The organism is Streptomyces sp. NPDC020192 (assembly GCF_044388685.1).
Taxonomy (GTDB): Bacteria; Actinomycetota; Actinomycetes; order Streptomycetales; family Streptomycetaceae; genus Streptomyces.
In genome coordinates, this window is record NZ_JBIRXG010000001.1 from 802,463 (window position 1) to 825,090 (window position 22,628).

The window sequence follows — 22,628 nt, forward strand, 5'->3', positions numbered from 1 at the left end:
CCGAGGAGACAGATGAGCCGGATACGGCAGCACGTCCGAGGTTCCCGTCGTCTCACCACCACCGCCGGTGTCGCCGTCACCACCGCGACCCTGCTGACCGTGGCCCTCTCCCCCACCGCCCACGCCGACGCGAGACCGACCAGGGCGGGTGCGATCCAGAACGCGGCCTCGGCACTCCTGGCCCATGCCGCGAGCCTGGGCCTGACCTCCGCCGAGAGCACCAGCGTCCGCGACGTGATCGTGGACAAGGACGGCACCCAGCACGTCCGCTACGACCGCACCTACCATCAACTCCCGGTGCTGGGCGGCGACTTCGTGGTCCATCTGAAGAAGGACGGCAGCTACCGGGGTGCCGACCGGGCGACCCGGAGCACGATATCCCTCGCCTCCCTCACCCCCGACATATCCGCGCCCAAGGCCGCCGATCTCGCGGTGAACGCGCTGCGGGCGGTGAACCTCGGGAACGCGCTGAAGCAGGTCAAGGCCAAGCCCGAGCTGATCGTCGACGCCCTGCACGGCACGCCGAAGCTCGCCTGGCGCACCAACGCGGCCGGCCAGGACTCGCTCGGCAACCCGGTCGCCCGCACGGTGCTCACCGACGCCCGCACCGGCCGGCAGATCGACGCCTGGGACAGCATCGAGACCGCCGCCGGCGACGGCCAGTCGCTGTACAGCGGGACGGTGCCGCTGCAGACGACCCAGTCCGGCTCGTCGTACCAGCTCACCGACCCGACGCGTGGCAACACCTACACCGGTGACGCGGCCAACCAGACCGACCTGTGCATCTTCGGCATCTGCATCAGCCGGGCGCCCTCGACGGTGTTCACGGACTCCGACAACCACTGGGGCACGGGGACGACGTCCGACCGCGCCTCCGCCGCCGTCGACGCCCAGTACGGCACCAACGTGACCTGGGACTACTACAAGAACGTCCAGGGCCGCAACGGCATCGCCGGCGACGGCAAGGGCTCGTACAACCGCGTCCACTACGGCAGCAACTACAACAACGCCTTCTGGGACGACACGTGCTTCTGCATGACGTACGGCGACGGTGACGGGACCACTTTCGGACCGCTCGTCGCGCTCGACGTCGCCGGGCACGAGATGACCCACGGCGTCACGTCCAAGACGGCCGCGCTGACCTACTCCGGCGAGTCCGGCGGACTGAACGAGGCCACCTCCGACATCCTCGGCACGATGGTCGAGTGGTACGCCGACAACCCCTCCGACCCCGGCGACTACCTCATCGGCGAGAAGATCGTGAAGTCCGGCTTCGGCAAGACCGCCCTGCGGTACATGGACCAGCCGTCGAAGGACGGCAACTCGGCGGACTACTGGAGCAGTTCGGTCGGGAATCTCGACGTCCACTACTCCTCCGGTGTCGCCAACCACTTCGCCTACCTGCTGGCGGAGGGCAGCGGGCCGAAGACCATCAACGGCGTCAGCTACAACTCGCCCACGTACAACGGCTCCACGGTCACCGGCATCGGCCGCGACAAGCTCGGCAAGATCTGGTACCGGGCGCTGACGGTCTACATGACGTCCTCGACGAACTACGCGGGCGCGCGGACGGCAACTCTCAACGCCGCCAAGGATCTGTACGGTGCGGGGAGTACGGAGTACAACGCGGTGGCCGCCGCCTGGAGTGCGGTCAACGTCAACTGACCGGCCCTGGCAGCGTGCGACAGCGGCCGCCCCGATCACGACATCGGGGCGGCCGACGGTGTCATCCCTGAAGATCGTCAGGCTCGTATGAGCATGAGGGCTTCGCGAGGGGGCAGCAGGCCCTCGGCGCGGTCCTGGAGGAGGGTGACGCCGGCCGCGATGGTGCGGCAGAGACGGGCCACCTCACCGGCGCCGTCCTTGGTCCCTGCCACTTCTGCCGCGGCGAGAATGAGGGCAGCGGTGCGTACGGCCGCCGCGGGCGAGTCCAGGACCATGGGGCGCTCCAGCATGGCCAGCCCCAAGTGGCGTACGTGGTAGGCCACTTCCTGTACGCATCGATTGGCCCAGGGCACGAGAATGCGTTTCCAGACCCGCATCAACTGGTCTGCGTCGGGACCGACCCGTTCCAGGTCGAACACTTCGGAGACGGAGAGCGGCGGCAGATTTCCCACGGCATGCGACAGGCGTTCGAGGCTCTCGCGAAGCGTGTCCGGCATGGTTCCTGGCCGCTGAGCACCTGGTGAAGCGACAGACGTTCACCGTGTCCCAGGTCCACGTCGGTCCCGGCCAGCCGCGCCCGTGCCGCCTCGTGCAGCGGCCGCGATTGCAGACTGACGTCGACGAACACGTCCTCCAGACGCGGGCTGCGCACACCTCGGATCGTGATCCCGTTGAGGTTGCTGATGCTGTACCGGCTTCGGAGAAACCGTCGGTAGCGACGATCGAACCGCAGGAGACGGCCCAGAACACGTACTGCTGGTATCGCCGCCCCCGCCAGCACCAGAGCTCCCAGCAGTAGCCCGAGGACGCCCCCGCTCATCGCCGCCCCTCGCCTTCAGGCCGTCTCGATCGTGGCTAGACGTTACCCGTCCAGCCAGGTGACAGGCACAGACTCACAGCGGCGGCCGAACCGGTGGTGTGGCCGACGGTCACTGACGCACCGTCACCCGTTCAACGGCACCCGCCGCGCCATTCGTGTTCTCTTCATACCGGTTTCCTCTGCAGGCCTGTGACCTGCTGAAACGTCACACGGGCTAGGCCGTGTGGGGGCCGGGGAGGACACCCGTTCACCGCATTCCTGGCGGACTCTCAGGAGGCGGAACTCCCCGGCTGCGGCTTACCTCGATAACGAACCGCCGATTCGCGAAGCTCTGGGGAGCACCATGCGCCGCACCGCCGCCCGTCTGCTGACAGGCATCGCGCTCGTCGGTGCCGCCGCGGCACCCGCCTGGGCCGGCACCGCCGACAGCCTGGACGTGTACCCCTCCACCGTGGTGCCCGGCAGCCACGTCACGGTGAACACCGCCGCGTGCGGGGACAAGGGCGGCAGCGCGACCGGGGACGCGGGTGCGGTCGGCGCCGGCACCTTCATGCTGGCGCCCACCACGCACGAGGGCGAGGCGATCGGCCAGTTCGAGGTGCCGGAGAGCGCGCAGCCGGGGACGTACGAGATCGTCGCGAAGTGCGCCGAGGGCAACCGGCAGGTGGCGGGCGACCTGGTGGTGGCGTTGAGCGCGGGGCACGAACAGGTGCAGCCGCGAGGCAGTCTGAAGACGGGGGTCGGCGGCGCGCTCGGTCCCGGCCCCGTGCAGACCGCGGTGGGTGTGGCGGCGTTGGCCGTCGCAGCCGCGGGCGGTACCTGGCTCCTGCACCGCCGGGCGAGAGGCGACAGGATCTGACGGACACCCTCAGCTGTCCGTCCGGTACCGCACAACCCACCCCCTCCGGGTCAGACGCCCCTCGCGGCCCGGAGGGGGAGGGGGCTTCGGGGCTTCGTCTCCGGGAGAGGGGTTGGTATGCGTGGAAGTGCCGGGCGTGGTGGGCGCGGCCGGGGTGCCAGGGTCGGGGATGCCGCGATAGCCGGGGTCACCGTCGTGGCACTCGGTTCCGGCGTGTGGCTGCTCGGCGGGGGCGCCGGGACGCACACGCCGCCGCAGCCCGCCGCCGCGGAGGGCCGCCTCGAGCCGGGCGGCGTGCGGTCCGCGGCGCCCGCCCTCGCTCCGTCCCCGCCCCTGCGGATCCGCATCCCCGCGATCCGGGTGAACGCCCCCCTGATGGGCCTGGCCCTCACCCCCGCCGGCAGCCTGGACGTGCCGCCCCCGCAGGACAGGAACCTGGCCGGCTGGTACGAGGCCGGCACCCTGCCCGGCGAGACCGGCACCGCGATCGTCGCCGGGCACGTCGACAACGCCGAGGGCCCCGCCGTCTTCTTCGACCTCGGCGCGCTCAAGCGGGGCGCCCGTATCGAGGTGGACCGCCGGGACGGCTCCGTGGCCGTGTTCACCGTGGACGCGGTGGAGGTGTACGCGGCACGCGACTTCCCCGACGAGAAGGTCTACGGCGCGGCCCACCGCCCCGAGCTGCGCGTCATCACCTGCGGTGGCGGCTACTCGAGGGCGACCGGGTATCAGGGCAACGTGGTGGTGTTCGCGCACCTGACGGCACGTCGCTGAACCTAGGCGATCCACTGCTCGTACGCCAGATTCGCCACCAACGCGAAGACCACCGTCAGCAGCACCACCCGGACGAACCCGCTGCCCTGCTTGAGCGCGGTGCGGGCGCCCAGTGTGCCGCCCGCGAGGTTGAACGCGGCCAGCAGGGCCGCCAGCTCCCACAGGACCGTGCCCTGCCAGGCGAACATCGCGAGGGCGCCGGCGTTGGTGCAGCAGTTGACGATCTTCGCGGTGGCGGAGGCGGTGACCAGGTCCAGCCGGAGGAGGGCGGTCAGCGCGAGGACCAGGAAGGTGCCGGTGCCGGGGCCGATCAGGCCGTCGTAGAAGCCGATGCCCAGGCCGGCCAGGCCGATCGCGGCGAGTCTCTGGCGCCGGGTGACCGGGCCGGCCGCCGAGGCCCTGCCGAAGGCCGGGCGGAGGATCACGAACGCGGCGACCCCGAGCAGCACGACCATGATCACCGGCTTGAGGACGTCCGTGCTCATCCCGGCCGCGAAGAAGGCGCCCGCCGAGGACCCGGCGAGCGCGGCGAGCCCGATGCGGACGGCTGTGCCGACGTCCACCGACGCCTTGCGGGCGTACGTCACGGCCGCGCCGGTGGTCCCGACGATGGCGGTCGCCTTGTTGGTGCCGAGCGCCCACGCGGCCGGGGTCGACGACGGCAGCCCGAGCAGCAGGGCCGGCAGGAGCAGCAGCCCGCCCCCGCCCACCACGGCGTCGATCCAGCCGGCCGCGAGTGAGGCTGTACACAGCAGGGCCACGGTCGTCATGGGTATGTCGGGCATGATCGCGACCCTAACCTCACAGCCCGCTCCGGCGCGCGCACGGGACCCTCACATCCGGCGGCCGTGCCCGCTGAGGGCAGCGTTCCGCGCGGGAAACAGAGGTGATGCGGCCGGGTAACGTCCACGTCGCAGGCTCGGGGACATGACCTCGAATACGCGTGTGGTGGTGATCGGCGCCGGCCTCGCGGGCGTACGGCTCGCGCGGCGGCTCGGCGAGCTGGGCGTGCCCGCGCTGCTCGTCGGCGACGAGGAGCACCCGCCGTACAACCGGGTCCTGCTCGCCGAGGTCCTGGCCGGCCGGTACGCCCCTGAGGTGATCAGCCTCCCGGAGCCCGAGCGGCTGCTGCGCGCCCGGATCACCGGGATCGACCGGGCCGCCCGGACCGTGAGCCGCGCCGACGGCCCGCCGATCGCCTACGACACGCTCGTGCTGGCCACCGGCGCCAACCCGGTACTGCCACCGCTGCGCGCCCTGTTCACCGCCGACCACCAACTCCCGCAGGGCGTGCACGCGTTCCGCACCCTGGACGACTGCCTGGCGCTGTCCCGGGCGGTACGGCCCGAGGCGCGCGCGGTGGTGATCGGCGGCGGGCTGCTCGGCGTCTCCGCCGCCCGGGCGCTCGCCGCACGGGGTGCGAAGGTGGTCCTCGCCCAGCAGGCCGAGCGGCTCATGGAGCGCCGGCTCGACCCGGACGCCTCCCGTCTGGTGCGGCGGCACCTCGGTGACCTGGGCGTCGAGGTGCACACCGAGTGCCGGGTGCGGGACATGCGCTGCGTGGTCGGCGCGGTCCGCTCGGTGGAGCTGGCCGACGGGTACGTCCTCGACGCCGACCTCGTGGTCCTCGCCTGCGGAGTGCGCCCGCGCACCGGCCTGGCCGCGGAGGCCGGGCTCGCCGTCCACGACGGTGTCCTCGTCGACGACGAACTGCGCACCTCCGACCCGCACATCCACGCCCTCGGCGACTGCGCCCGGCACGACGGCACGTTCTACGGCCTGGCCGCACCCGCGCTCGAACAGGCCGACCTGCTCGCCGAGTTGCTCGCGGGTGACACCAACGCCCGCTACACCGGCACCCGTTCTCTTACCCGGCTGACCCTGACCGGGCCGGGCTCCCCGTTCGACCTCGCCGCGTTCGGCGAGACCGAGGCCCGCCCCGGCGACGACGTCGTACGACTCGCCGACGCCACCCGCGGCACCTACCGCAAGGTCGTCGTCCGCGACGACCGCCTCGTCGGCGGGGTCCTCGTCGGCGAACTCGGCACCGTCGGCGCGCTCGCCCGCGCCTGGGAGGGAGCAGAGCCGCTCCCCGGCGACGGCCCCCTGCTCCACCTGCTCACCCATGACGGAGGCTCCTGAATGACCGACAACACCCTGGGGGCCGCCCCCACGATCGTGCTCGTCGGCCACGGCATGGTCGGCCAGCGCTTCCTCGAGGCGCTCGCCGAGCGCGGCCTGACCGCCACGCACCGCGTGGTCGTGCTGTGCGAGGAGCCGCGCCCGGCCTACGACCGCGTCGCCCTCACCTCGTACTTCTCGGGCAGGACCCCCGAGGACCTCTCCGTGACGGACATGGAGTTCATCGACGACCACGGCATCGAGCTGTACGTAGGCGACCCGGCGCAGACGATCGACCGCGAGGCGAAGCAGGTGACGGCCCGCTCCGGCAAGGTCTTCGCCTACGACACGCTCGTCCTGGCCACCGGTTCCTACCCCTTCGTGCCGCCCGTCCCGAACAAGGACGCCGACGGCTGCTTCGTCTACCGCACGATCGAGGACCTGCTCGCGATCGAGGAGTACGCGAAGTCGAAGGCCACGGTGGGTGCCGTCGTCGGCGGCGGTCTGCTCGGACTGGAGGCGGCCGGCGCGCTCAAGGGCCTCGGACTGACCTCCCACATCGTGGAGTTCGCGCCGCGCCTGATGCCGGTGCAGGTCGACGAGGGCGGTGGCGCGGCGCTGCTGCGCACCATCGAGGGCATGGGCCTGACCGTGCACACGGGCGTGGGCACGCAGGAGATCCTGACCTCCGAGGACGGCTCGGTCAGCGGCATGAAGCTGTCCGACGGCTCCGAACTCGCCGTCGACATAGTGGTGTTCAGCGCCGGCGTACGGCCCCGCGACCAGCTGGCCCGGGACTGCGGGCTCGCCGTCGGCGAGCGCGGCGGCATCACCGTGGACGAGCAGTGCCGTACGGTCACCGACCCGCACGTCTTCGCCATCGGCGAGTGCGCACTGGCGGCGGACGGCCGGGTGTACGGCCTGGTCGCGCCGGGCTACGAGCAGGCACAGACGGCCGCGGCCACGATCGCGCAGGACGAGTCGGCCTTCACCGGCGCCGACCTGTCGACCAAGCTGAAGCTGCTCGGCGTGGACGTGGCGTCCTTCGGCGACGCGCACGGCGCCACCGAGGACTGCCTGGACGTCGTCTACTCCGACTCCCGCGCCGGCCTGTACAAGAAGCTGGTCATCGGCCGGGACGGCACGCTGCTCGGCGGCATCCTGGTCGGCGACGCGGAGGCCTACGGCACCCTGCGCGCGCTGACCGGTTCGGTGCCGCCGATCTCCCCCGAGTCCCTCGTCCTGCCCGCCGGAGCGGACTCGGGGGCCCAGCTCGGCCCGACCGCGCTGCCGGACGAGGCAATCATCTGCTCCTGCAACAACGTCACCAAGGGCACGATCCGCGGCGCGGTCACCGCACACCGGTGCACCACCGTTCCCGAGGTCAAGAAGTGCACCAAGGCCGGTACGACGTGCGGCAGTTGCGTCAAGGTCCTCGGCCAGCTGGTCGACGCCGAGCTGGAGGCGTCCGGCATCGAGGTCGACAAGGGCCTGTGCGGCTGCTTCGCCCAGACCCGCGAGGAGCTGTACGAGATCGTCCTGACCCTGCGGATCACGTCGTACCGCGAACTGCTCGACCGCCACGGCCGCGACGGCGCCCGGGACGGCGAGGGCTGCGAGACCTGCAAGCCGGCGGTGGCGTCCATCATCGCCTCCCTCGCCCCGACGATCGGCGCGAGCGGCTACGTCCTGGACGGCGAGCAGGCCGCCCTGCAGGACACCAACGACCACCACCTCGCCAACCTCCAGAAGAACGGCTCGTACTCGGTCGTACCACGCATCCCCGGCGGCGAGATCGCGCCCGAGAAGCTGATCGTGATCGGTGAGATCGCCCGGGACTTCGGCCTCTACACGAAGATCACCGGCGGCCAGCGGATCGACATGTTCGGCGCGCGTGCCGAGCAACTCCCCCTGATCTGGGCCCGTTTGGTGGACGCGGGCTTCGAGTCCGGCCACGCCTACGGCAAGGCCCTCAGGACGGTGAAGTCCTGCGTGGGCTCCACCTGGTGCCGCTACGGCGTGCAGGACTCGGTCCGCATGGCGATCGACCTGGAGCTGCGCTACCGGGGCCTGCGCTCCCCGCACAAGCTCAAGTCGGCGGTCTCCGGGTGCGCGCGTGAGTGCGCCGAGGCCCAGTCGAAGGACTTCGGCGTGATCGCCACGGCGAGCGGCTGGAACCTGTACGTCGGCGGCAACGGCGGCGCGACCCCGCGCCACGCGGACCTCCTGGCCCAGGATCTGTCCGACGCCGAACTGGTCCGCCTGATCGACCGGTTCCTGATGTTCTACATCCGCACGGCCGACCGCCTGGAGCGCACCTCGGTCTGGCTGGAGCGGATCCCGGGCGGCCTGGACCACGTACGGGACGTGGTGGTGCACGACAAGCTCGGCATCTGCGACGAACTGGAGGCGCTGATGCGGGCCCACGTCGCCCACTACCGCGACGAGTGGGCCGAGACCATCAACGACCCCGAGAAGCTCTCCCGGTTCGTGTCCTTCGTGAACGCCCCGGACACCCCCGACCCGGTCGTCGCCTTCGTCCCCGAGCGCGACCAGATCAAGCCCGACCTGCCGCTGCTCGCCATCGGCATGCGGCCCGCCGCCGACGTCCTGGAAGGAAGCACCCAGCGATGACCCTGACCGTCGAGGCCACGACCCTGAAGGTCCAGCTCCAGCTCGCGGACGGCTGGTTCACGGCCTGCGACCTGAACGCGCTGTCGCCCGGGCGCGGGGCTGCCGCCCTGCTGCCGGACGGCCGCCAGGTGGCCCTGTTCCGTGACCGCGCCGACCGCCTCTACGCCATCGACAACCGCGACCCCTTCACCGGCGCGGCCGTCCTCTCCCGCGGCCTGACCGGCACCCACGAGGGCCGCCCGTTCGTGGCCTCCCCCCTGCTGAAGCAGCGCTTCGACCTGGCGAGCGGGGAGTGCCTGGACGACGAGACGGTACGGGTGACGGCGTACGAGGTCCGCGCCGCCTGACACGGGCCGCCGACCGGAACGGCCACACACCCCTTGATTGACCGATCGTTCCAGAAAGCCTAGGCTGCGCTACGTGGCCAGGACCAAGGAGTTCGACCCCGACGCCGCGCTGCAGGCAGCCCTGGAGCTGTTCTGGCGGCGCGGCTACGAGGCGACGTCGATGGCCGACCTGGTCGACCGCCTCGGCATCGGCCGGGCAAGCCTGTACGCGACGTTCGGCAGCAAGCACGAGCTGTACCTGAAGGCATTGGACCGCTACGAACGCTCGGGCCTGACCCGGATCGTGCGCGAGCTGTCCCAGCCGGGCCCCGCCCTGCCCGCCGTACGCGCGCTCCTGCGGCGGTACGCGGCCGAGGCGTCCCATGACGAACTGCGCCAAAGCGGCTGCCTGATCACCAACACGGCGTCCGAACTGGCCCCGCACGATCCGGCGGCCACGCGGCAGGTCGAGCGCAACTGGGACCACGTCGAGACCGCGCTGCACTCGGCGCTCACCCGGGCCCAGGCCCAGGACGAGCTGCCCGCCGACCGCGACCCGCTCGCCCTCGCCCGCATGCTGCTGGTGCTGATGCAGGGCCTGCGCGTGGTCGGCAAGGCCTCCGCGGACCCGGCCCGGGTGCGGGACGCGACGGAACAGGCCCTGGCCCTGCTCGACTGACGAGACCCTCCACCGAGGGTCTCTCGCCCGCCTTCAAACTGAACCGATCGGTCAAGAAAAGGGGAGATCATGACCACCACACGTTTCACCGGCAGGACCGCGCTCGTCACCGGCGCCGGCTCCGGCATCGGACGCGCCATCGCGCTCGCCCTCGCGGCGGAGGGTGCGCAGGTCGTCGTGGCCGGACGGCGGCGGGACCCGCTGGACGAAACGATTCGGCTGATCGAGGAGCAGGGCGGCAAGGCCCTCGCGGTGAGCGCCGACGTCTCCCGCGCCGCCGACGCTCAGACGCTGGTGCGCACAGCCGTCGAGAACTTCGGCTCGCTCGACGTGGCCGTCAACAACGCGGGCGTCTTCCGCGGCGGGCAGCCCCTCGCGGACCTCCCGGAGGAGGACTGGCACATCCAGCTCGCGACCAACGTCACCGGTGTCCACCTGGCCCTCCAGGCCCAGATCCGGCAGATGCGCACCCAGCCGGCGGGCGGCGCGATCGTGAACATCTCCTCCACCTTCGGCCAGCACGCCGCGTCCCCCGGAGCCGCCGCCTACGCTGCGAGCAAGGCCGCCGTGACCGCGCTCAGCCGGGGCGCCGCCCTGGACCACATCCGGGACGGCATCCGCATCAACGTGGTCAGCCCCGGCGCCACCGAGACGTCCATGTCCCTGCGCCCGGACGAAACGGAGGCGGCCCGTGCCGAACGCGCCCGCACCACCCTCCCCCTCGGCCGCATCGCCACCACGCGGGAAATCACCGCCGCGGTCCTCTACCTGGCCTCGGACGACGCGGCGTCGGCGGTCGGCACGGACCTGGTGGTGGACAGCGGGGCCACACTCTGACCCGGCTGACTCGTCACTCGATCCCCGACCGCTCCACCCCCGCCACGATCCACCGCTGGAAGCACAGGAAGACCAGCAGCAGCGGCAGGACGGACACGACGGCGGCGACGAACAGCTCATGCAGCCGGACGACCTGGGACGTCGTGAACGACGACAACGCGACCTGCACGGTCCAGGAGTTCTGGTCCTGCCCGATCACCAGCGGCCACAGGAAGGAGTTCCACGCCCCCAGGAACACGATGGTCCCCACGGCGGCGAACACCGGCCGCGCGTTGGGTACGACGACCAGCCAGTACGTGCGCCAGTAGCCGAGCCCGTCGACCTGGGCCGCGTCCTCCAACTCCCTTGGAAAACCGAGAAAATACTGCCGGAAGACGAAGCAGGCGAACGCCGGGAACAGAGTCGGGACGATCAGTCCGCGCAGCGTGGAGATCCAGCCGAGCGACGACACCAGGACGAAGCTCGGTACGAAGGTCACCGCGGCCGGGACGAGGAGGGTGCCGAGGATGCCGTAGAAGACCTTGTTCGCGTGGCGGTACGGGATGCGGGCCAGGCCGTAGCCCGCGAGGGAGGCCAGGAGCAGGGTGCCGACGGTCGTGGCGACGGCGATCAGCGCGGAGTTGAGCAGGGAGCGGGCGAAGGGGACGGAGGGATCGTCGAACAGCTCCCGGACGTTCCCCCACTTCAACTCACCGGGGAAGAAGGTCCATTGGGGTGAGGTGATGTCCTGCTCACTCGACAGCCCGTTGCGCACGAGCAGATAGAAGGGGATGAGGAAGAGAAGCGCGAGCGCGATCAGCAGCACCAGTCGCAAGGCCCGCCCGACCCGCACCAGCGCGTCATCCATCGGCGTCCGTCCTTCCCAGCCGCAGCCACCGCGCCTGCCCCACCGTGACGACCGCGATGACCAGCGCGAGGATCACCGCGCCCGCGCTGCCGAGCCCGAGGTTCTGCCCCTGACCGAGCGCGGTGTAGTAGAGATAGACGAGCGGCGGCCGGGCGTACGGCGGGTAACCCCGTGCGTCCGACAGCAGGTTGTAGAACTCGTCGAAGGCCTGGAAGGCGTTGATAACGAGCAGCAGGACGACGGCGACCGAGGTGGCGCGCAGCTGCGGCAGCGTGACGTGCCGCAGCACGGTCCAGCCGGGCCGGGCCCCGTCCACGGCGGCCGCCTCGTAGAGCACCGGATCGATCCGCTGCAACCCGGCCAGGAAGAGGATCATGTAGAAACCGGCTTGCAGCCACAGCCGTACGGTGACGATGACCAGCCAGTACCAGGGCGGATCGGCGCTCGACAGCCAGGCGACGGGATCGCCGTCGAACCAGCCCAGCACGGTGTTCGCCAGCCCGAACCGCACCCCGTTGAAGATCGACATCTTCCAGACCAGGGCGGCGACGACGTAACTGCACGCGGCCGGAAGGAAGAACACGGACCGGAAGAAGGCGCGCGCCCGGCGGACACGGTTGACCATGAGGGCGAGCGAGAGGGAGAGGAGGTAGGTGACGGGCACGATGAAGGCGGTGAAGACGAGGAACGTCCTCAGGCTGCCGACGAACGCGTCGTCCCGCAGCATCGCCGTGTAGTTGTCCAGGCCGACGAAGCGCGTGGGCGTGACGGTGTTGTGCGCGTCGAAGAAACTCAGGCCCACGCTCCACAGCAGCGGGACGTAGGTGAAGAGCGCGAGCCCGGCGGCGAACGGCCCGACGAACACCCAGAACCAGAGCGCTCCGCGCCGCCTCACGACTTCTTCTTCACACGCTGGAGTTCGCTCGACACCTTCCGTACGACGTCCCGCAGTTCACTCTCCGGACTCGCCCCGCTCCTGATGATCCGGCTGAGCGCGTCCTGGTAGGCGGTCTGCGCGGTCGGCGTCCACAGCAGGGGCTGGGCGTAGCCGTGGTCGGTGGTGAAGCGCACGGCGTCGGCGGCAGGACCGGACTTCAGCTTGGTGGCCCTCTTGGCGAGGGAGATCCGGGCGGGGATGTGGAACCCGTAGGAGAGGGCGAAGTCCTCCTGATAGTCGGTCCGTTCGACCCACAGCCACTTCACGTACTCCTTGGCGGCCTCCTTGTGCCTGCCCCGCGCGCTGGCGGCGGCGCCGTACGCCCCGACGGGCACAGACGGACGGCCGGCACTGCCGTCTCCCGGAAACGGCAGGACGCCGAAGTCGTCCCCCAACTCCTTCTGCACCTGGGGCAGGGCCCACAGCCCCGACCACTGCATCGCGGTCAGCCCCTGGATGAAGGCGGACGGGTCGGACCAGTCGGCGGGGGCGCCGAGGAGGAGGGACTTGTCGGCGTACAGCTGATGCAGTTTGCCCAGGGTGCGGGCGGCCGCGGGGTCGTCGAAGCCGACCTTGCCGTCCTCGGTGACGAGCTGAAGTCCGGTGGCGTAGAGGGGAGTTCCGCCGAGCACCCCGGCCCCTCCGTCGTTCCCGAGGAACAGCCCCTTGACCTTGCTGTCGCTGAGCTTGCGGGCGGCGTCCACGAGGGCGTCGAGCGTGGTGGGCGGGGTGACCCCGGCGTCCTTGAGAAGACTCTTCCGGTAGTAGAGCACCTGCATGTCAATGGTCTGCGGGATGCCCCAGATCCGCCCGTCGTACGTCTTGGGCGTGAGCACGGCGGGATTGAAGTCGTCCTTGACGCCGTCCAGCAGGTCGGTGAGGTCGACGACCTGGCCACCCTGAATCTGGTCGAGGGTCGGGCTGCCCTCGAACACGTCCGGCCCGGAATCGGTGAGCAGGGCGGCGGCCGTCTGCTGATCGTAGTTCCCGGGCCGCCACTGCACCGTGACGTGCGCCTTCTTGTACGCGGCGGCATACCGCTGGACCGCCTGCTGGGTACCCGCCTCGCCGTACTGGTGGTACCACTGCGACAACTCCGTCCCCGAACCCCCGCCCCCGCGCCCGGTGTTGGACCCACAAGCGGCGATCAACCCCGCCACCCCGGCCCCGGCACCCGCGGCTAGCAGTGCCCTACGGCTCATGGTCATCGTCTGTGCCCCCTGACGTCGGTCATCGATGCACGGCCCAACGATCAACCCTGCGGGATGATTACGAAGGGGGCGTTGCGGCCGTGTGTCACTGGGGGCGTGTGTCACGGGGCGCTGTTTCTGACCGAGCTGGCCAAGATCGCTGATTCCGCTGACCCCGGGCGCGGGAAGGCCCCGCCCATCCGCCACGGGGGAAGCGGATGAGCGGGGCCGGTCAGGGGCTCAGCCGGGCAGGTTCCACCGTGTCCCGTCGTGCAGGTGCCAGACGTAGGCGCTGCCGTCGGTCTCCCGCGCATAGCCGAACCTGTCATGCGTCGGGCGGCCGACACCGCTCCACCACGCCCAGGCTTCCTCGGCCTGCTTCCACAGCCCCTCGTCGCCGCCGAAGGTCACCATGCCCTGGTTGTCGCCGGTGAGCGGGACGCGGGCCCACGAGCCGTCGCCACGCTGGAGCTGGAGCGCCATCTCCCCCGTCATGTCGTCGACGTAGTACACGAGTTCCGTGGCGGGCAGCTGGAACGCGAGCACGAGCCGCAGCGGGTAGTTACTCCGGATCTCCGGCGCCGTGAGCGCGGTCGGCCGTGCACCGGTGGCCGACGGCCGCTCCGGTCGCTCCGCCGAGGGGTAGGTACGGGCGTCGCTCCGGGCGGCCATGAAGCGGCCCGCCGTGGTGGTGAAGAAGCCGCGGGCCCGGCCCTCGGCGTCGACGGAGAGCCGCACCAGTCCGCCCTCGATCCCGAGCGCCACGTCCGTCAGCAGAACGCCGCCGGACCGCAGCTGGTCGATCCACGCGGTGGGGACGGAGGGCACGGAGCAGGTGGAGATGATCCGGTCGAAGAACCCTGCGTCCGGGTAGCCCTGCGTTCCGTCTCCGGGCAGCAGCTGCGGGTCGAATCCGACACCGCGAAGACGGTCCCGGGCGGCGTCGACGAGGGCCTGGTCGACGTCCACGGAGTGCACGCGTTCGCCCCCCAGGCGTGCGCACAGCAGAGCGGAGTTGTAGCCGGTGCCGGTGCCGATCTCCAGGACCCGGTGCCCGTCCTGGACGCCCAGGTCTTCGAGCATCCCGGCCATCAGGCTGGGCAGCGTGCTGGATGACGTGGGAATGCCGGTCCAGGCATCCGCGTCGACCTGTTCGGCCGTCGCCGGGTCCAGGCCGGTCACGAGCGTCACGTCCCGGTAGACGGCCGTGAGGGCTCCCTCGCCGTCGACGCTCCGCTGACGCCACACAGTGATGCCACGCTCGTCGGTCTCCTGCTCGAACCAGTGCGGCACGAACACATGGCGCGGAACGGTGGCGAATGCGTCGGCCCACGCTCGGGTGCGGATCGCGCCGGCTCGCTTGAGTTCCCCGGCGAGTGCGGCCATGTGCGGGTGGGCCACGCACCAGTCGGGAAGGCTCATGAGGTGACTCCTTGGAGTTCGTCGGCGATGGCCTGGGCGATGGGCAGGCCGGTGGCGTGCTCGATCCAGTCCCATTGCCCGCAGGGGTTCGCTTCCAGGAACGTCCAGGCGCCGGAGAGGCCGACGATGAAGTCCATGGCGGCGAAGCGCAGGCTGAGCCGGTCCATGTAGCTTCGCACCCCGGCAGCGACGGCATCAGGGACGTCCGTGACCTCGTACACGAGGTTCGCGTAGTCGCTGCGCCAGTCGATGACCGCCGCGTCGCTTTCCGCGTGGATCTCTGCCGCCAGCAGCCGGTGCCCCACGACGGTCAGCCGCACCTCGTGAAGCTTGGGCATCCAGGCCTGGAACAGGTGGGCGGTGGTGTCGATGCCTCGCAGGTCGTCGAGGTCGGCTTCGGTCAGCAGGCGGGTGTAGACGGTCTTCAGCTGGTCGTCCTCGATCAGGACCGGGCTGGCGACCGGCTTGCAGATGACCTGGCCGCCGAGCTCCGCGATGTCGTCGACGAACTCGCCTACGGCGTCGGCGCTGTTGGTGACGAGGGTGGGCGGGATCGCGAGACCGCAGGCGCGCGCGGTGGCCAGTTGGAGGGGCTTGTACTCGGCGCGGGACATCGCGGCAGGGTGGCTGACCCACCGGCAGTCGAGCGCGGTGATGATGCCGCCGAGGCCGGAGCGGGCCTGCGCGGCGGCGAACCGCCGCTCCGGCTCCGACATGGTGGGCGGCAGCGCGAAGGCGTTCGGGGCGCGGTAGTACACGGCGGTGATGTCGGCGAGGTCGACGGCTCGGAACGGAGTGGTGAGGCTGCCGGACCAGCCCCGCCGGGCGTCGATGCGCCCGGCGAGGGTCAGGTCCATCGGGAACTCCGCGGTGTCCATGCGGAACACCTCCGCGCCGCCGTCGGTGAGCGCCGTGACGATCCGGTCGGTCGGCCAGTCGTCACGGGCCGCGATCACGAGAACGGCGGTCATCGTGGCATCAGTCCTTCGTGCCCTCGTCGAGCGGCGGCGGGTTCTTCACGTTGCCGTCCGGGACCGTCGGGGTGTGCGTTGCCATGTAGGGCAGCGGGCCGTCGTACAGACCGACGGACACCTGCGACTCCTCGTCGTAGACGGCAAGCGGCAACACGGTCGCCTGGGACGCGTCGGGGACCCGGGCGAAGCGCAAGATCCACGGACGACTGTCGGGGCCGGTGGGCGGCTCCGTGCTGCGGGGGATGCGCCCGCCTTCGGGCGCGAGCGGGAACGCTTCCCGCACGTCTACGACGGTCATGGCTTGTCTCTCCTTGGCTCGGTTGCGGATGGCGAAGCTGACGTGACCCGTCCCGCCGGCGTCTTCCGGGACACCGGCGCGACGGGTGTTCTGTCGGCGCGACCCTGACCCTGCGGTCGCCATGGGGCCCCTTCTGCCGGGGCAGGCGCAGGGGGCTACTCGGAGTCGTCGGCCATCGCATGCAGCCCGGCCGCGATCAGCCGGGCCACCGCGAGCGGCGTGCACAGTACGGCTGCCGACTCCATCGGCACCGACCAGTACGAGACCGTCTGCGGGTCGCACTGCGTGGCGTCCACCCGCGGCACACCGAGGTAGGAGCCGTTGCCGAGGACCTCGACGCCCGCCCGCCGCCACTCCTCGGCGGCCTCACTCCAGGTGCGGGCCACGCTCCCCGGCACCAAGGCGTAGTAGCGGCGCCCGTGCGGGGCACAGATGACCGGACCGCCCCTCAGAGCGTCCTCCAGGAAGGCGTCAACCCCTTCGAGGTCTTCCGCCAGGGCCATCGAGGAGATCAGGCGGCCCGGGATCCGCACGGCGGAGAACAGGGTTCCCAGCGGCAGCAGCGCCACGCTGTTCTCCTGCCACTCCATGCGGATCCGCTCGTGACTCGCCGGGGGACAGGTCGCCATCAGCCAGTGCTCGGTGGCCAGCCGCCGGTCGGCGCTGGAGTGCACCAGTACGCCTGACTCCGATTCGACGGGCCGGAGTGCGGCGGTCCCGGGTACGGCGGTAGGTTCCATGATGTTGACGCTCCTCAGCAGCGTTGGCCATGCCCCCGGGCCGTTCGCGCGGTCGCGGGGGTCTTCCTGTCTCCCGATCGTGGCCTGCCGCCCGGGACGTATATCCCTGTATGCGAGGACAGTTGGGCTCTGTGGCGATAGGGTCTCAAGAAGGCTCAAAAGTCTGCGCCGAGGGGGTTGACTTGAACGTCAGACTTCGTTCCGCGATGGATGGGGCAGGGCTCTCCCCGCGGCAACTGGCGTACCGGGTGGGGGTATCGCCAAAGCAAGTGGAACGATGGGTGTCGAACGAGGCGTTAACGCCGCATGCCAGAAACCGCGAAGATGCCGCCCGCGCGCTGGGAGTGGACGAGGAAATGATCTGGCCTCAGGTGGTCAAGGACCGCATCAAAACCGGAAGCGACCGCGAGATCATCCACAGCTACCCGTACCGGTCGGCGGCGCCGTCCGTGCTGTGGGCAGAGCTGACGGGGGCTGCCACGAGAGAGATCTTCCTGAGCGGGTACACGAACTACTTCTTCTTCACGTCAGTCCCCGCGTTCGCCGACCTCCTGCGTCGCAAGGTCGAGTCAGGCGTCAGAGTGCGGTTCCTCCTCGGGGATCCTGAGGGTGAGGTGACCAGACAGCGTGAGGCCATCGAGGACACGGCACTGAGCGTTTCCACCCGGATCAGGATCACCATTGAGCATCTGGAGCGCCTCGGCCCGCTCGAAGGCCTCAAGACGCGCTACAGCGCTCCTGAGGATGCCGTGAACCATGTCTCCCTGTCCGTCTTCCGCTTCGACGACGATGCCCTGGTCACGCCCCACCTCGCCCGGCTGGTCGGCCACGACTCGCCGCTTCTGCACATGCGGCGCCAGGGCGAGGGCGGCATGTTCGACCGCTTCCGCGACCACGCCGAGGAGCTGTGGAGCCGGGGGACCCCGGTATGGGAGGGGACCCCCGATGGCGCGGCGTGACTACGAAGACGACCCGGACGCCCCGTCTGCGAACAGTCTGGTTCCGGCGGCCTCCGCCGTCGTCGTCAACGCCGCGGGGCGCATCTTGCTCCAGCGGCGCGCCGACAACGGCATGTGGGCCCTGCCCGGCGGCGCGATGCAACTCGGCGAGTCCCTGCCGGACTGCGTGCGGTAGGCCCGGACGAGGAGTCCGGCCAGTTCAGCCTGTTCCGCAGCCGGGGCCTGGTGGTAGCCGCGGGCGAGTTCGGCGAGCAGGTCTGGCAGCTCACGTGCGATTCGCGTTTACTGGGCTGCGAGCCGCCAGCTGACAGCCGCAGCCACCACCGCGCGCAGCTCGTGGAGGGGACGGACCGGTCCGTCGTCGGGAACGTCGTACGCGGCGGACAGTGCGGGCAGTGCGTCGTGGACCCGCGTTTGCACGGACTCCCGATCCGAGCGGAGCCGTGCTGGATCAATGCCGAGGGCGTCCGCGATGGCTTCGAGCGTGCTGTCGCTTACTCCGCGCTCGCCGCGTTCGATCTTCCGGATGGTGCCAAGGGCTACGCAGGAAGCTTCGGCGAGCTGTTGCTGTGTCAACTTCGGGCGCATGACACTGCGGTAGTAGGCGATTCGGGCGCCTACCCCGCCGCGGGGGCGTGCGGGCATTTTGGCTCCAGCTCGATGCAACCGCTCCAAACAGTACCCACGCCGAGACTCCGTGCGCACACAAGCGCCCCACCAACTGCTCTGCTGACAGGGCTGGTTGCTGCTCAGCCGCCGAGGATGGCTGCGAGCTGGGTGAGGCTGTCGATTCGCCAGTCGGCAGCTGCGACGACGTCGGCGTCCTGCGCCCACAGGTGCCCCCACGGGCCGCGGCGGAGGTGCGCGGTACGCAGGCCCGCCGCCTTGGCCGGAAACACGTCGTTCGCGGGATGGTCGCCAACGTACAGAGTCGCGTCCGGCGCAGACTCCGCCACTTCGATCACGCGCTGGAAGAATTCCGGCTGCGGCTTAGAACTCCTAACGAAATGATCTTCGCGGTAGTTGGATTGCTCCGGGCTTGGTGATCTGGGGGTGCGGGGTGGCGCGGCCGAAGCCATGGGAAGTCGACGACAAGCTGTGGGCGGTGATCGAGCCGGTGCTGCCCAGGGTCGAGCGTCGGCCCCGGCACCCCGGGCGCAGGCGGCATCCGGACCGGCTGGTGTTCCAGGGCATCCTGTTCGTCCTGCACACCGGGATCGCCTGGGAACACCTGCCACAGGAACTCGGTTTCGGTTCCGGCATGACCTGCTGGCGGCGCCTGGCCGAGTGGACCGAAGCTGACGTATGGCCCCGGCTGCACGAGGTCTTCCTCGCCAAGCTCCGCAGCGCGAACGCCCTTGACTTCTCCTGGGCGGCCGTCGACGGCTCACACATCCGGGCGCTAAAGGGGGGCTCCAAGACCGGACGAAGCCCCGTCGACCGGGGCAGAACAGGCAGCAAACACCACCTCATCACCGACGCCACCGGCATCCCGCTCGCCGTTACCTTGACCGGCGGCAACCGCAACGACGTCACCCAGCTGATCCCACTGCTTGAAGCGGTGCCGCCGGTGCGGGGCAAGCGCGGCCGGCCCCGCCGTCGCCCGGACGTGGTGCTGGGCGACCGCGGCTACGACCACGACAAGTACCGCCGTTTGGTCTGGGATCTCGGCGTGAAGCCGCTGATCGCCCGCCGGGGCGCCGAGCACGGCTCCGGACTCGGCACCCACCGCTGGGTCGTGGAGCGCGCGTTCGCCCACCTGCACTGGTTCCGCCGCCTGCGGATCCGCTGGGAGATACGCGACGACATCCACGAAGCCTTCCTCACCCTCGGCTGCGCGCTGATCTGCTGGCGACGCCTGAACGCAGGTGTCGCTCGCTAGTTTTTCTGCAGGGCGCGCGTGACACCCGCGATGACGGCGGTCGTCAGCACCCAGCCGAAGGCGATCAGCAGGTAGGCCAGCCATTGGAGGCTGTCGTTCGGCCAGAACCAGGCCGTGCGCTGGCCCAGACCGCCGATGGGGATCAAGAGGTCGAGTGTGTAGACGAGGGGCTGGAACGGGGCGCCTTGGCCTCGTTGGACCGGGTCGGGGGAGTGAGTACCGAAGGACAGCGTGCCCAGCAAGGTCAGCGCGAGGAGCCAGACGCCGGCCAGCCAGGGGCGGTAGCCATAGCCGACAGTCGCGTCGAGCAGGTGCCCCCACACGCGCGCGGCCGGGTGAAGAGTTTGACGCCGATGGCGCTGCTTGGCCAGGAGTACACGGCGGGCGTCGTCGTCGTGGCCGGCCTTCCGATACCAGCTCGCCAACTGCTCATAGGGCTGGGGGTTGTAGCCCGGGCTGCGTCGTATCCACGCCACACGGTGGGCCACGGAATCCCGCCGCCCCACTGCCTCCCGCCGCTCGCCGGCCTCGTCCACCTTGATGGAGCCGTAGACAAAGCCGTCCAGCTCCACCACGTCCGGCCAGCTGTGCTCGCTGTCGTGGAGGTAGGACACCTGCGCACCCCGCAGGTCCACGATGCCGGACGGTGGCCGGGCGAGGATGAAGTCGAAGTCGACGGCCTGCATCAACAGGGCGACCAAAGAGGGGCCGCTGCCGTCGGGCGGCCCGTTCAGGACGGCCCCTTCGAAGGTCAGATTGTCCGAGATCCGTACACCCCGCAGCCGTACGGTCCCGTTCGCGGTGAACCCGCCGGAGAGGTTGATCGACGAGGCCACGGCGTTGTCCAGGGCGAGGGCCACTCCGCGCGGGCCGGGCTGTTCCAAGCGCGCGCCCTGCATGAACAGCCCACCCGGCAACTGTGCCCCCAGCAGGCGCACTTCACCTCGCGCGACAAACCCGCCCTTGCAGAAGACGCCTCCTTCCATAACCAGGCCACCGGCGGCCACGGCCCACCCTCCGGGCGCGTTGATCTCAGCCTTGTTGAGGACCACGCCGCCGGTCACGCGGGCGTTGGTGAGCGACAAAGCGGTAATGTCGTGGTGGAAAGGTCCGGGAGCGCCGCTCTCCACGAGCGAGCGCCGCAGGTCGAGGTTTCCCTCGATGCGGGCCGACCCGGCTTCGATGCCGGGCACCCGGCTGCCCGTGATCACGAGCGTCTGCGTCGACGCCCCGAGAAGGTTCACCGGCTCATCGAACCAGCAGTCCTCGATCCATAGGGAGTGACCGATCTGTGCGCCGGCCAGGTTGAGGTGGCCCGATATCCGAGCCCCGGTGAGCCTCAGGCATGCGACGGCGCCCGGTTGCGTGGTGTTCGCGCCCAGGAGGAGCGCCACGATCACGGCAGCCCGAACCGCCCGCCCGGGGCCCCATTGCCCACCCGCGGCGACACGATCGTCCTCGGGCGCACCCGTGCGCAAGTCCACGCGGCGTCCCTCGGGGAACGCGTCCCACAACTCACGCTCCGAGGAAGTCAACTCGTCGTATGAAAGCACTCCTGCAGAGTAGTGATCTACCTTCGTGCTCGCCTTGACTCACCCCGCGCGGCTTGGAGGGCGGTCCATTCTGTTAGGAGTTCTTAGCGACCCCCCACTCCCCAGACGTGACGATCAGGTCTGCCGGGAGGGCCAGGCCACGCAGCAGTTCTCCCACACGAGCGGTCTGGTTCCCTGCAATGATCACGCGCACGCCTTGAGCCCGAAGCGCCGACAACGCCGGCCGGACATCCTCATACAGATCGGCCTCATCCAGGTGCTCACCACGGCCGGCGGCCTCCCGGGCCTTGTACTCGGCCACGACATCCACGCCAGGTCTCACGAGGCGGAGCGCGTCGGCGTTGTCCCGCCCCTGGGCGACGACGGCACCGACGAGAGCAGAGAGAGTATGGCGGGGGACGTTCAGCCAATCGGCCCAGGACGCCCAGTAACGGTCGTCCCGGGTGATCGTCTCGCCGACGTCGAACACGATGGTCTCAATCACCCTGCGAGCCTACGGGCACGAGAAGATGCGGAGAAAATCCGGCTATGAGCCCAATTCCCGACGCCCTCGCCCGCGCGCAAGGGGAAGGTCCCGGCCCGACATGAACGTCACCCTCGGGTTCGGCTGTCCCGGCAGGGCTATGTAAAGGCCCAGCCGCTCCACCGCCCGACCCGGACGGCGACCGCGGGGCCCTGCGGCGGGGACTGCTTGTACTGGGCGTACTTGTCGCACAGCAACCTCACCGCGCGCAAGCGCTCTTCGCCTTCCTCCAGGACTTCCCCGCGGCCGTCGGCGCGCGCCCACCACAGCTGCGACCAGTCGTCGTCGTAGTGGTCGGCCAGCACGGTCACTGCGGGGTTCTCCCTGATATTGCGCAGGCGCCGTAGGTCCCAGGTGCTCTTGGGCTTGTGATCGACCGCGAAGTACAGGACGTCGTCCTGGACGACGAAGGTCACGGGAACCGCATGAGGCACCCCGGCGCCGTCAACGGTCGCCAGCCGGGCGACGGGTGACGAGACGAATCGGTCCCGGGCGACGGGCGGTGAGAGCTTCATGCACACCACGGTAGTGAAGCCCGAAGAATGGTTGCCGGAACGCCGGAGAGGCGACACCCCCGCACAGGGTGTC

22 protein-coding genes and 3 pseudogenes are annotated in these 22,628 nt (G+C 70.3%); 11 read left to right on the forward strand and 14 right to left on the reverse strand.

Going from position 1 to position 22,628, the window contains the following annotated elements; translation table 11 throughout:
* The first annotated feature begins 12 nt into the window (after nucleotides 1-12).
* A complete protein-coding gene (locus tag ACH47Z_RS03725) occupies nucleotides 13-1,665 on the forward strand; it encodes a M4 family metallopeptidase (protein WP_399070088.1) in 1,653 nt (550 codons plus the stop codon).
* Nucleotides 1,666-1,742: 77 nt separating this feature from the next.
* On the opposite strand, the gene ACH47Z_RS03730 is transcribed toward ACH47Z_RS03725, so the two are convergent.
* Nucleotides 1,743-2,162, reverse strand: a complete 420-nt coding sequence (locus tag ACH47Z_RS03730; RefSeq protein WP_399070090.1) for a hypothetical protein — start codon at nucleotides 2,160-2,162, stop codon at nucleotides 1,743-1,745.
* 666 nt (nucleotides 2,163-2,828) lie between these two features.
* Here ACH47Z_RS03730 and ACH47Z_RS03735 point away from each other — a divergent pair.
* Nucleotides 2,829-3,344 (forward strand): hypothetical protein, encoded by a 516-nt coding sequence (locus tag ACH47Z_RS03735; RefSeq protein WP_399070092.1) that lies wholly within the window; start codon nucleotides 2,829-2,831, stop codon nucleotides 3,342-3,344.
* A 117-nt stretch (nucleotides 3,345-3,461) separates the two neighbouring features.
* Complete coding sequence (locus ACH47Z_RS03740; protein WP_399070094.1) at nucleotides 3,462-4,118, forward strand: class F sortase; 657 nt, start codon at nucleotides 3,462-3,464, stop codon at nucleotides 4,116-4,118.
* Between the two features lie 2 nt (nucleotides 4,119-4,120).
* Here ACH47Z_RS03740 and ACH47Z_RS03745 read toward each other — a convergent pair whose 3' ends face one another.
* Complete coding sequence (locus ACH47Z_RS03745; protein ID WP_399070096.1) at nucleotides 4,121-4,903, reverse strand: sulfite exporter TauE/SafE family protein; 783 nt, start codon at nucleotides 4,901-4,903, stop codon at nucleotides 4,121-4,123.
* A gap of 142 nt (nucleotides 4,904-5,045) precedes the next feature.
* Here ACH47Z_RS03745 and ACH47Z_RS03750 point away from each other — a divergent pair, with 142 nt between their 5' ends.
* The 5 genes from ACH47Z_RS03750 (at nucleotide 5,046) to ACH47Z_RS03770 (ending at nucleotide 10,715) form a co-directional block, all read left to right on the forward strand.
* Complete coding sequence (locus ACH47Z_RS03750) at nucleotides 5,046-6,260, forward strand: NAD(P)/FAD-dependent oxidoreductase (RefSeq protein WP_399070097.1); 1,215 nt, start codon at nucleotides 5,046-5,048, stop codon at nucleotides 6,258-6,260.
* Nucleotides 6,261-8,873, forward strand: coding sequence for a nitrite reductase large subunit NirB (nirB, locus tag ACH47Z_RS03755; RefSeq protein WP_399070099.1), 2,613 nt, complete (start codon nucleotides 6,261-6,263; stop codon nucleotides 8,871-8,873).
* Nucleotides 8,870-9,220 carry a nitrite reductase small subunit NirD gene (gene nirD, locus ACH47Z_RS03760; RefSeq protein ID WP_399070101.1) on the forward strand — a complete coding sequence of 117 codons (351 nt, stop codon included), beginning with the start codon at nucleotides 8,870-8,872 and terminating at the stop codon, nucleotides 9,218-9,220. The genes nirB and nirD overlap by 4 nt, the downstream gene beginning before the upstream one ends.
* A gap of 73 nt (nucleotides 9,221-9,293) precedes the next feature.
* Entirely contained in the window at nucleotides 9,294-9,878 is a 585-nt protein-coding gene (locus ACH47Z_RS03765; protein ID WP_399070103.1) for a TetR/AcrR family transcriptional regulator, read from the forward strand.
* A gap of 69 nt (nucleotides 9,879-9,947) precedes the next feature.
* Nucleotides 9,948-10,715 (forward strand): SDR family NAD(P)-dependent oxidoreductase, encoded by a 768-nt coding sequence (locus tag ACH47Z_RS03770; RefSeq protein WP_399070105.1) that lies wholly within the window; start codon nucleotides 9,948-9,950, stop codon nucleotides 10,713-10,715.
* A 13-nt stretch (nucleotides 10,716-10,728) separates the two neighbouring features.
* On the opposite strand, the gene ACH47Z_RS03775 is transcribed toward ACH47Z_RS03770, so the two are convergent.
* From ACH47Z_RS03775 to ACH47Z_RS03805, 7 genes are all read right to left on the reverse strand, one after another.
* Entirely contained in the window at nucleotides 10,729-11,562 is an 834-nt protein-coding gene (locus ACH47Z_RS03775) for a carbohydrate ABC transporter permease (protein WP_399070107.1), read from the reverse strand.
* On the reverse strand, nucleotides 11,555-12,457 hold the full coding sequence (locus ACH47Z_RS03780) for a carbohydrate ABC transporter permease (RefSeq protein WP_399070108.1): 903 nt from the start codon (nucleotides 12,455-12,457) through the stop codon (nucleotides 11,555-11,557). Before ACH47Z_RS03780 ends, ACH47Z_RS03775 begins: the two co-directional genes overlap by 8 nt.
* On the reverse strand, nucleotides 12,454-13,707 hold the full coding sequence (locus ACH47Z_RS03785) for an ABC transporter substrate-binding protein (RefSeq protein ID WP_399070110.1): 1,254 nt from the start codon (nucleotides 13,705-13,707) through the stop codon (nucleotides 12,454-12,456). Before ACH47Z_RS03785 ends, ACH47Z_RS03780 begins: the two co-directional genes overlap by 4 nt.
* Before the next feature lie 222 nt (nucleotides 13,708-13,929).
* On the reverse strand, nucleotides 13,930-15,111 hold the full coding sequence (locus ACH47Z_RS03790; RefSeq protein ID WP_399070112.1) for a methyltransferase domain-containing protein: 1,182 nt from the start codon (nucleotides 15,109-15,111) through the stop codon (nucleotides 13,930-13,932).
* Nucleotides 15,108-16,082 (reverse strand): ATP-grasp ribosomal peptide maturase, encoded by a 975-nt coding sequence (tgmB, locus tag ACH47Z_RS03795; RefSeq protein WP_399070114.1) that lies wholly within the window; start codon nucleotides 16,080-16,082, stop codon nucleotides 15,108-15,110. Before tgmB ends, ACH47Z_RS03790 begins: the two co-directional genes overlap by 4 nt.
* A 7-nt stretch (nucleotides 16,083-16,089) precedes the next feature.
* Nucleotides 16,090-16,383: a hypothetical protein gene (locus ACH47Z_RS03800; protein WP_399070116.1), complete on the reverse strand. Its 294-nt coding sequence runs from the start codon at nucleotides 16,381-16,383 to the stop codon at nucleotides 16,090-16,092.
* Between the two features lie 155 nt (nucleotides 16,384-16,538).
* Nucleotides 16,539-17,123 (reverse strand): hypothetical protein, encoded by a 585-nt coding sequence (locus ACH47Z_RS03805; RefSeq protein WP_399070118.1) that lies wholly within the window; start codon nucleotides 17,121-17,123, stop codon nucleotides 16,539-16,541.
* Nucleotides 17,124-17,233: 110 nt separating this feature from the next.
* Here ACH47Z_RS03805 and ACH47Z_RS03810 point away from each other — a divergent pair, with 110 nt between their 5' ends.
* Nucleotides 17,234-18,082 carry a helix-turn-helix domain-containing protein gene (locus ACH47Z_RS03810; protein ID WP_399070120.1) on the forward strand — a complete coding sequence of 283 codons (849 nt, stop codon included), beginning with the start codon at nucleotides 17,234-17,236 and terminating at the stop codon, nucleotides 18,080-18,082.
* Nucleotides 18,069-18,248, forward strand: a pseudogene (locus ACH47Z_RS03815) (NUDIX domain-containing protein); the annotation flags it as partial. The gene ACH47Z_RS03810 and the pseudogene ACH47Z_RS03815, both read left to right, overlap by 14 nt.
* A gap of 116 nt (nucleotides 18,249-18,364) precedes the next feature.
* On the opposite strand, the gene ACH47Z_RS03820 reads toward ACH47Z_RS03815, so the two are convergent.
* Both ACH47Z_RS03820 and ACH47Z_RS03825 read right to left on the reverse strand, forming a co-directional pair.
* Nucleotides 18,365-18,670, reverse strand: a complete 306-nt coding sequence (locus ACH47Z_RS03820; RefSeq protein ID WP_399070122.1) for a helix-turn-helix domain-containing protein — start codon at nucleotides 18,668-18,670, stop codon at nucleotides 18,365-18,367.
* Between the two features lie 161 nt (nucleotides 18,671-18,831).
* A pseudogene (locus ACH47Z_RS03825) lies at nucleotides 18,832-19,077 on the reverse strand (HAD family hydrolase); the annotation flags it as partial.
* Between the two features lie 65 nt (nucleotides 19,078-19,142).
* On the opposite strand from ACH47Z_RS03825, the gene ACH47Z_RS03830 reads away from it, so the two are divergent.
* Nucleotides 19,143-19,964, forward strand: coding sequence for an IS5 family transposase (locus ACH47Z_RS03830; RefSeq protein WP_228622904.1), 822 nt, complete (start codon nucleotides 19,143-19,145; stop codon nucleotides 19,962-19,964).
* On the opposite strand, the gene ACH47Z_RS03835 is transcribed toward ACH47Z_RS03830, so the two are convergent.
* The 3 genes and pseudogenes from ACH47Z_RS03835 to ACH47Z_RS03845 form a co-directional block, all read right to left on the reverse strand.
* Nucleotides 19,961-21,517, reverse strand: coding sequence for an oxidoreductase (locus ACH47Z_RS03835; protein ID WP_399070124.1), 1,557 nt, complete (start codon nucleotides 21,515-21,517; stop codon nucleotides 19,961-19,963). The genes ACH47Z_RS03830 and ACH47Z_RS03835 overlap by 4 nt on opposite strands.
* An 82-nt stretch (nucleotides 21,518-21,599) precedes the next feature.
* Nucleotides 21,600-22,001 (reverse strand): annotated as a pseudogene (locus tag ACH47Z_RS03840) (HAD family hydrolase); the annotation flags it as partial.
* A gap of 137 nt (nucleotides 22,002-22,138) precedes the next feature.
* Nucleotides 22,139-22,555, reverse strand: a complete 417-nt coding sequence (locus ACH47Z_RS03845; protein ID WP_399070126.1) for a TIGR03668 family PPOX class F420-dependent oxidoreductase — start codon at nucleotides 22,553-22,555, stop codon at nucleotides 22,139-22,141.
* Nucleotides 22,556-22,628 lie beyond the last annotated feature (73 nt).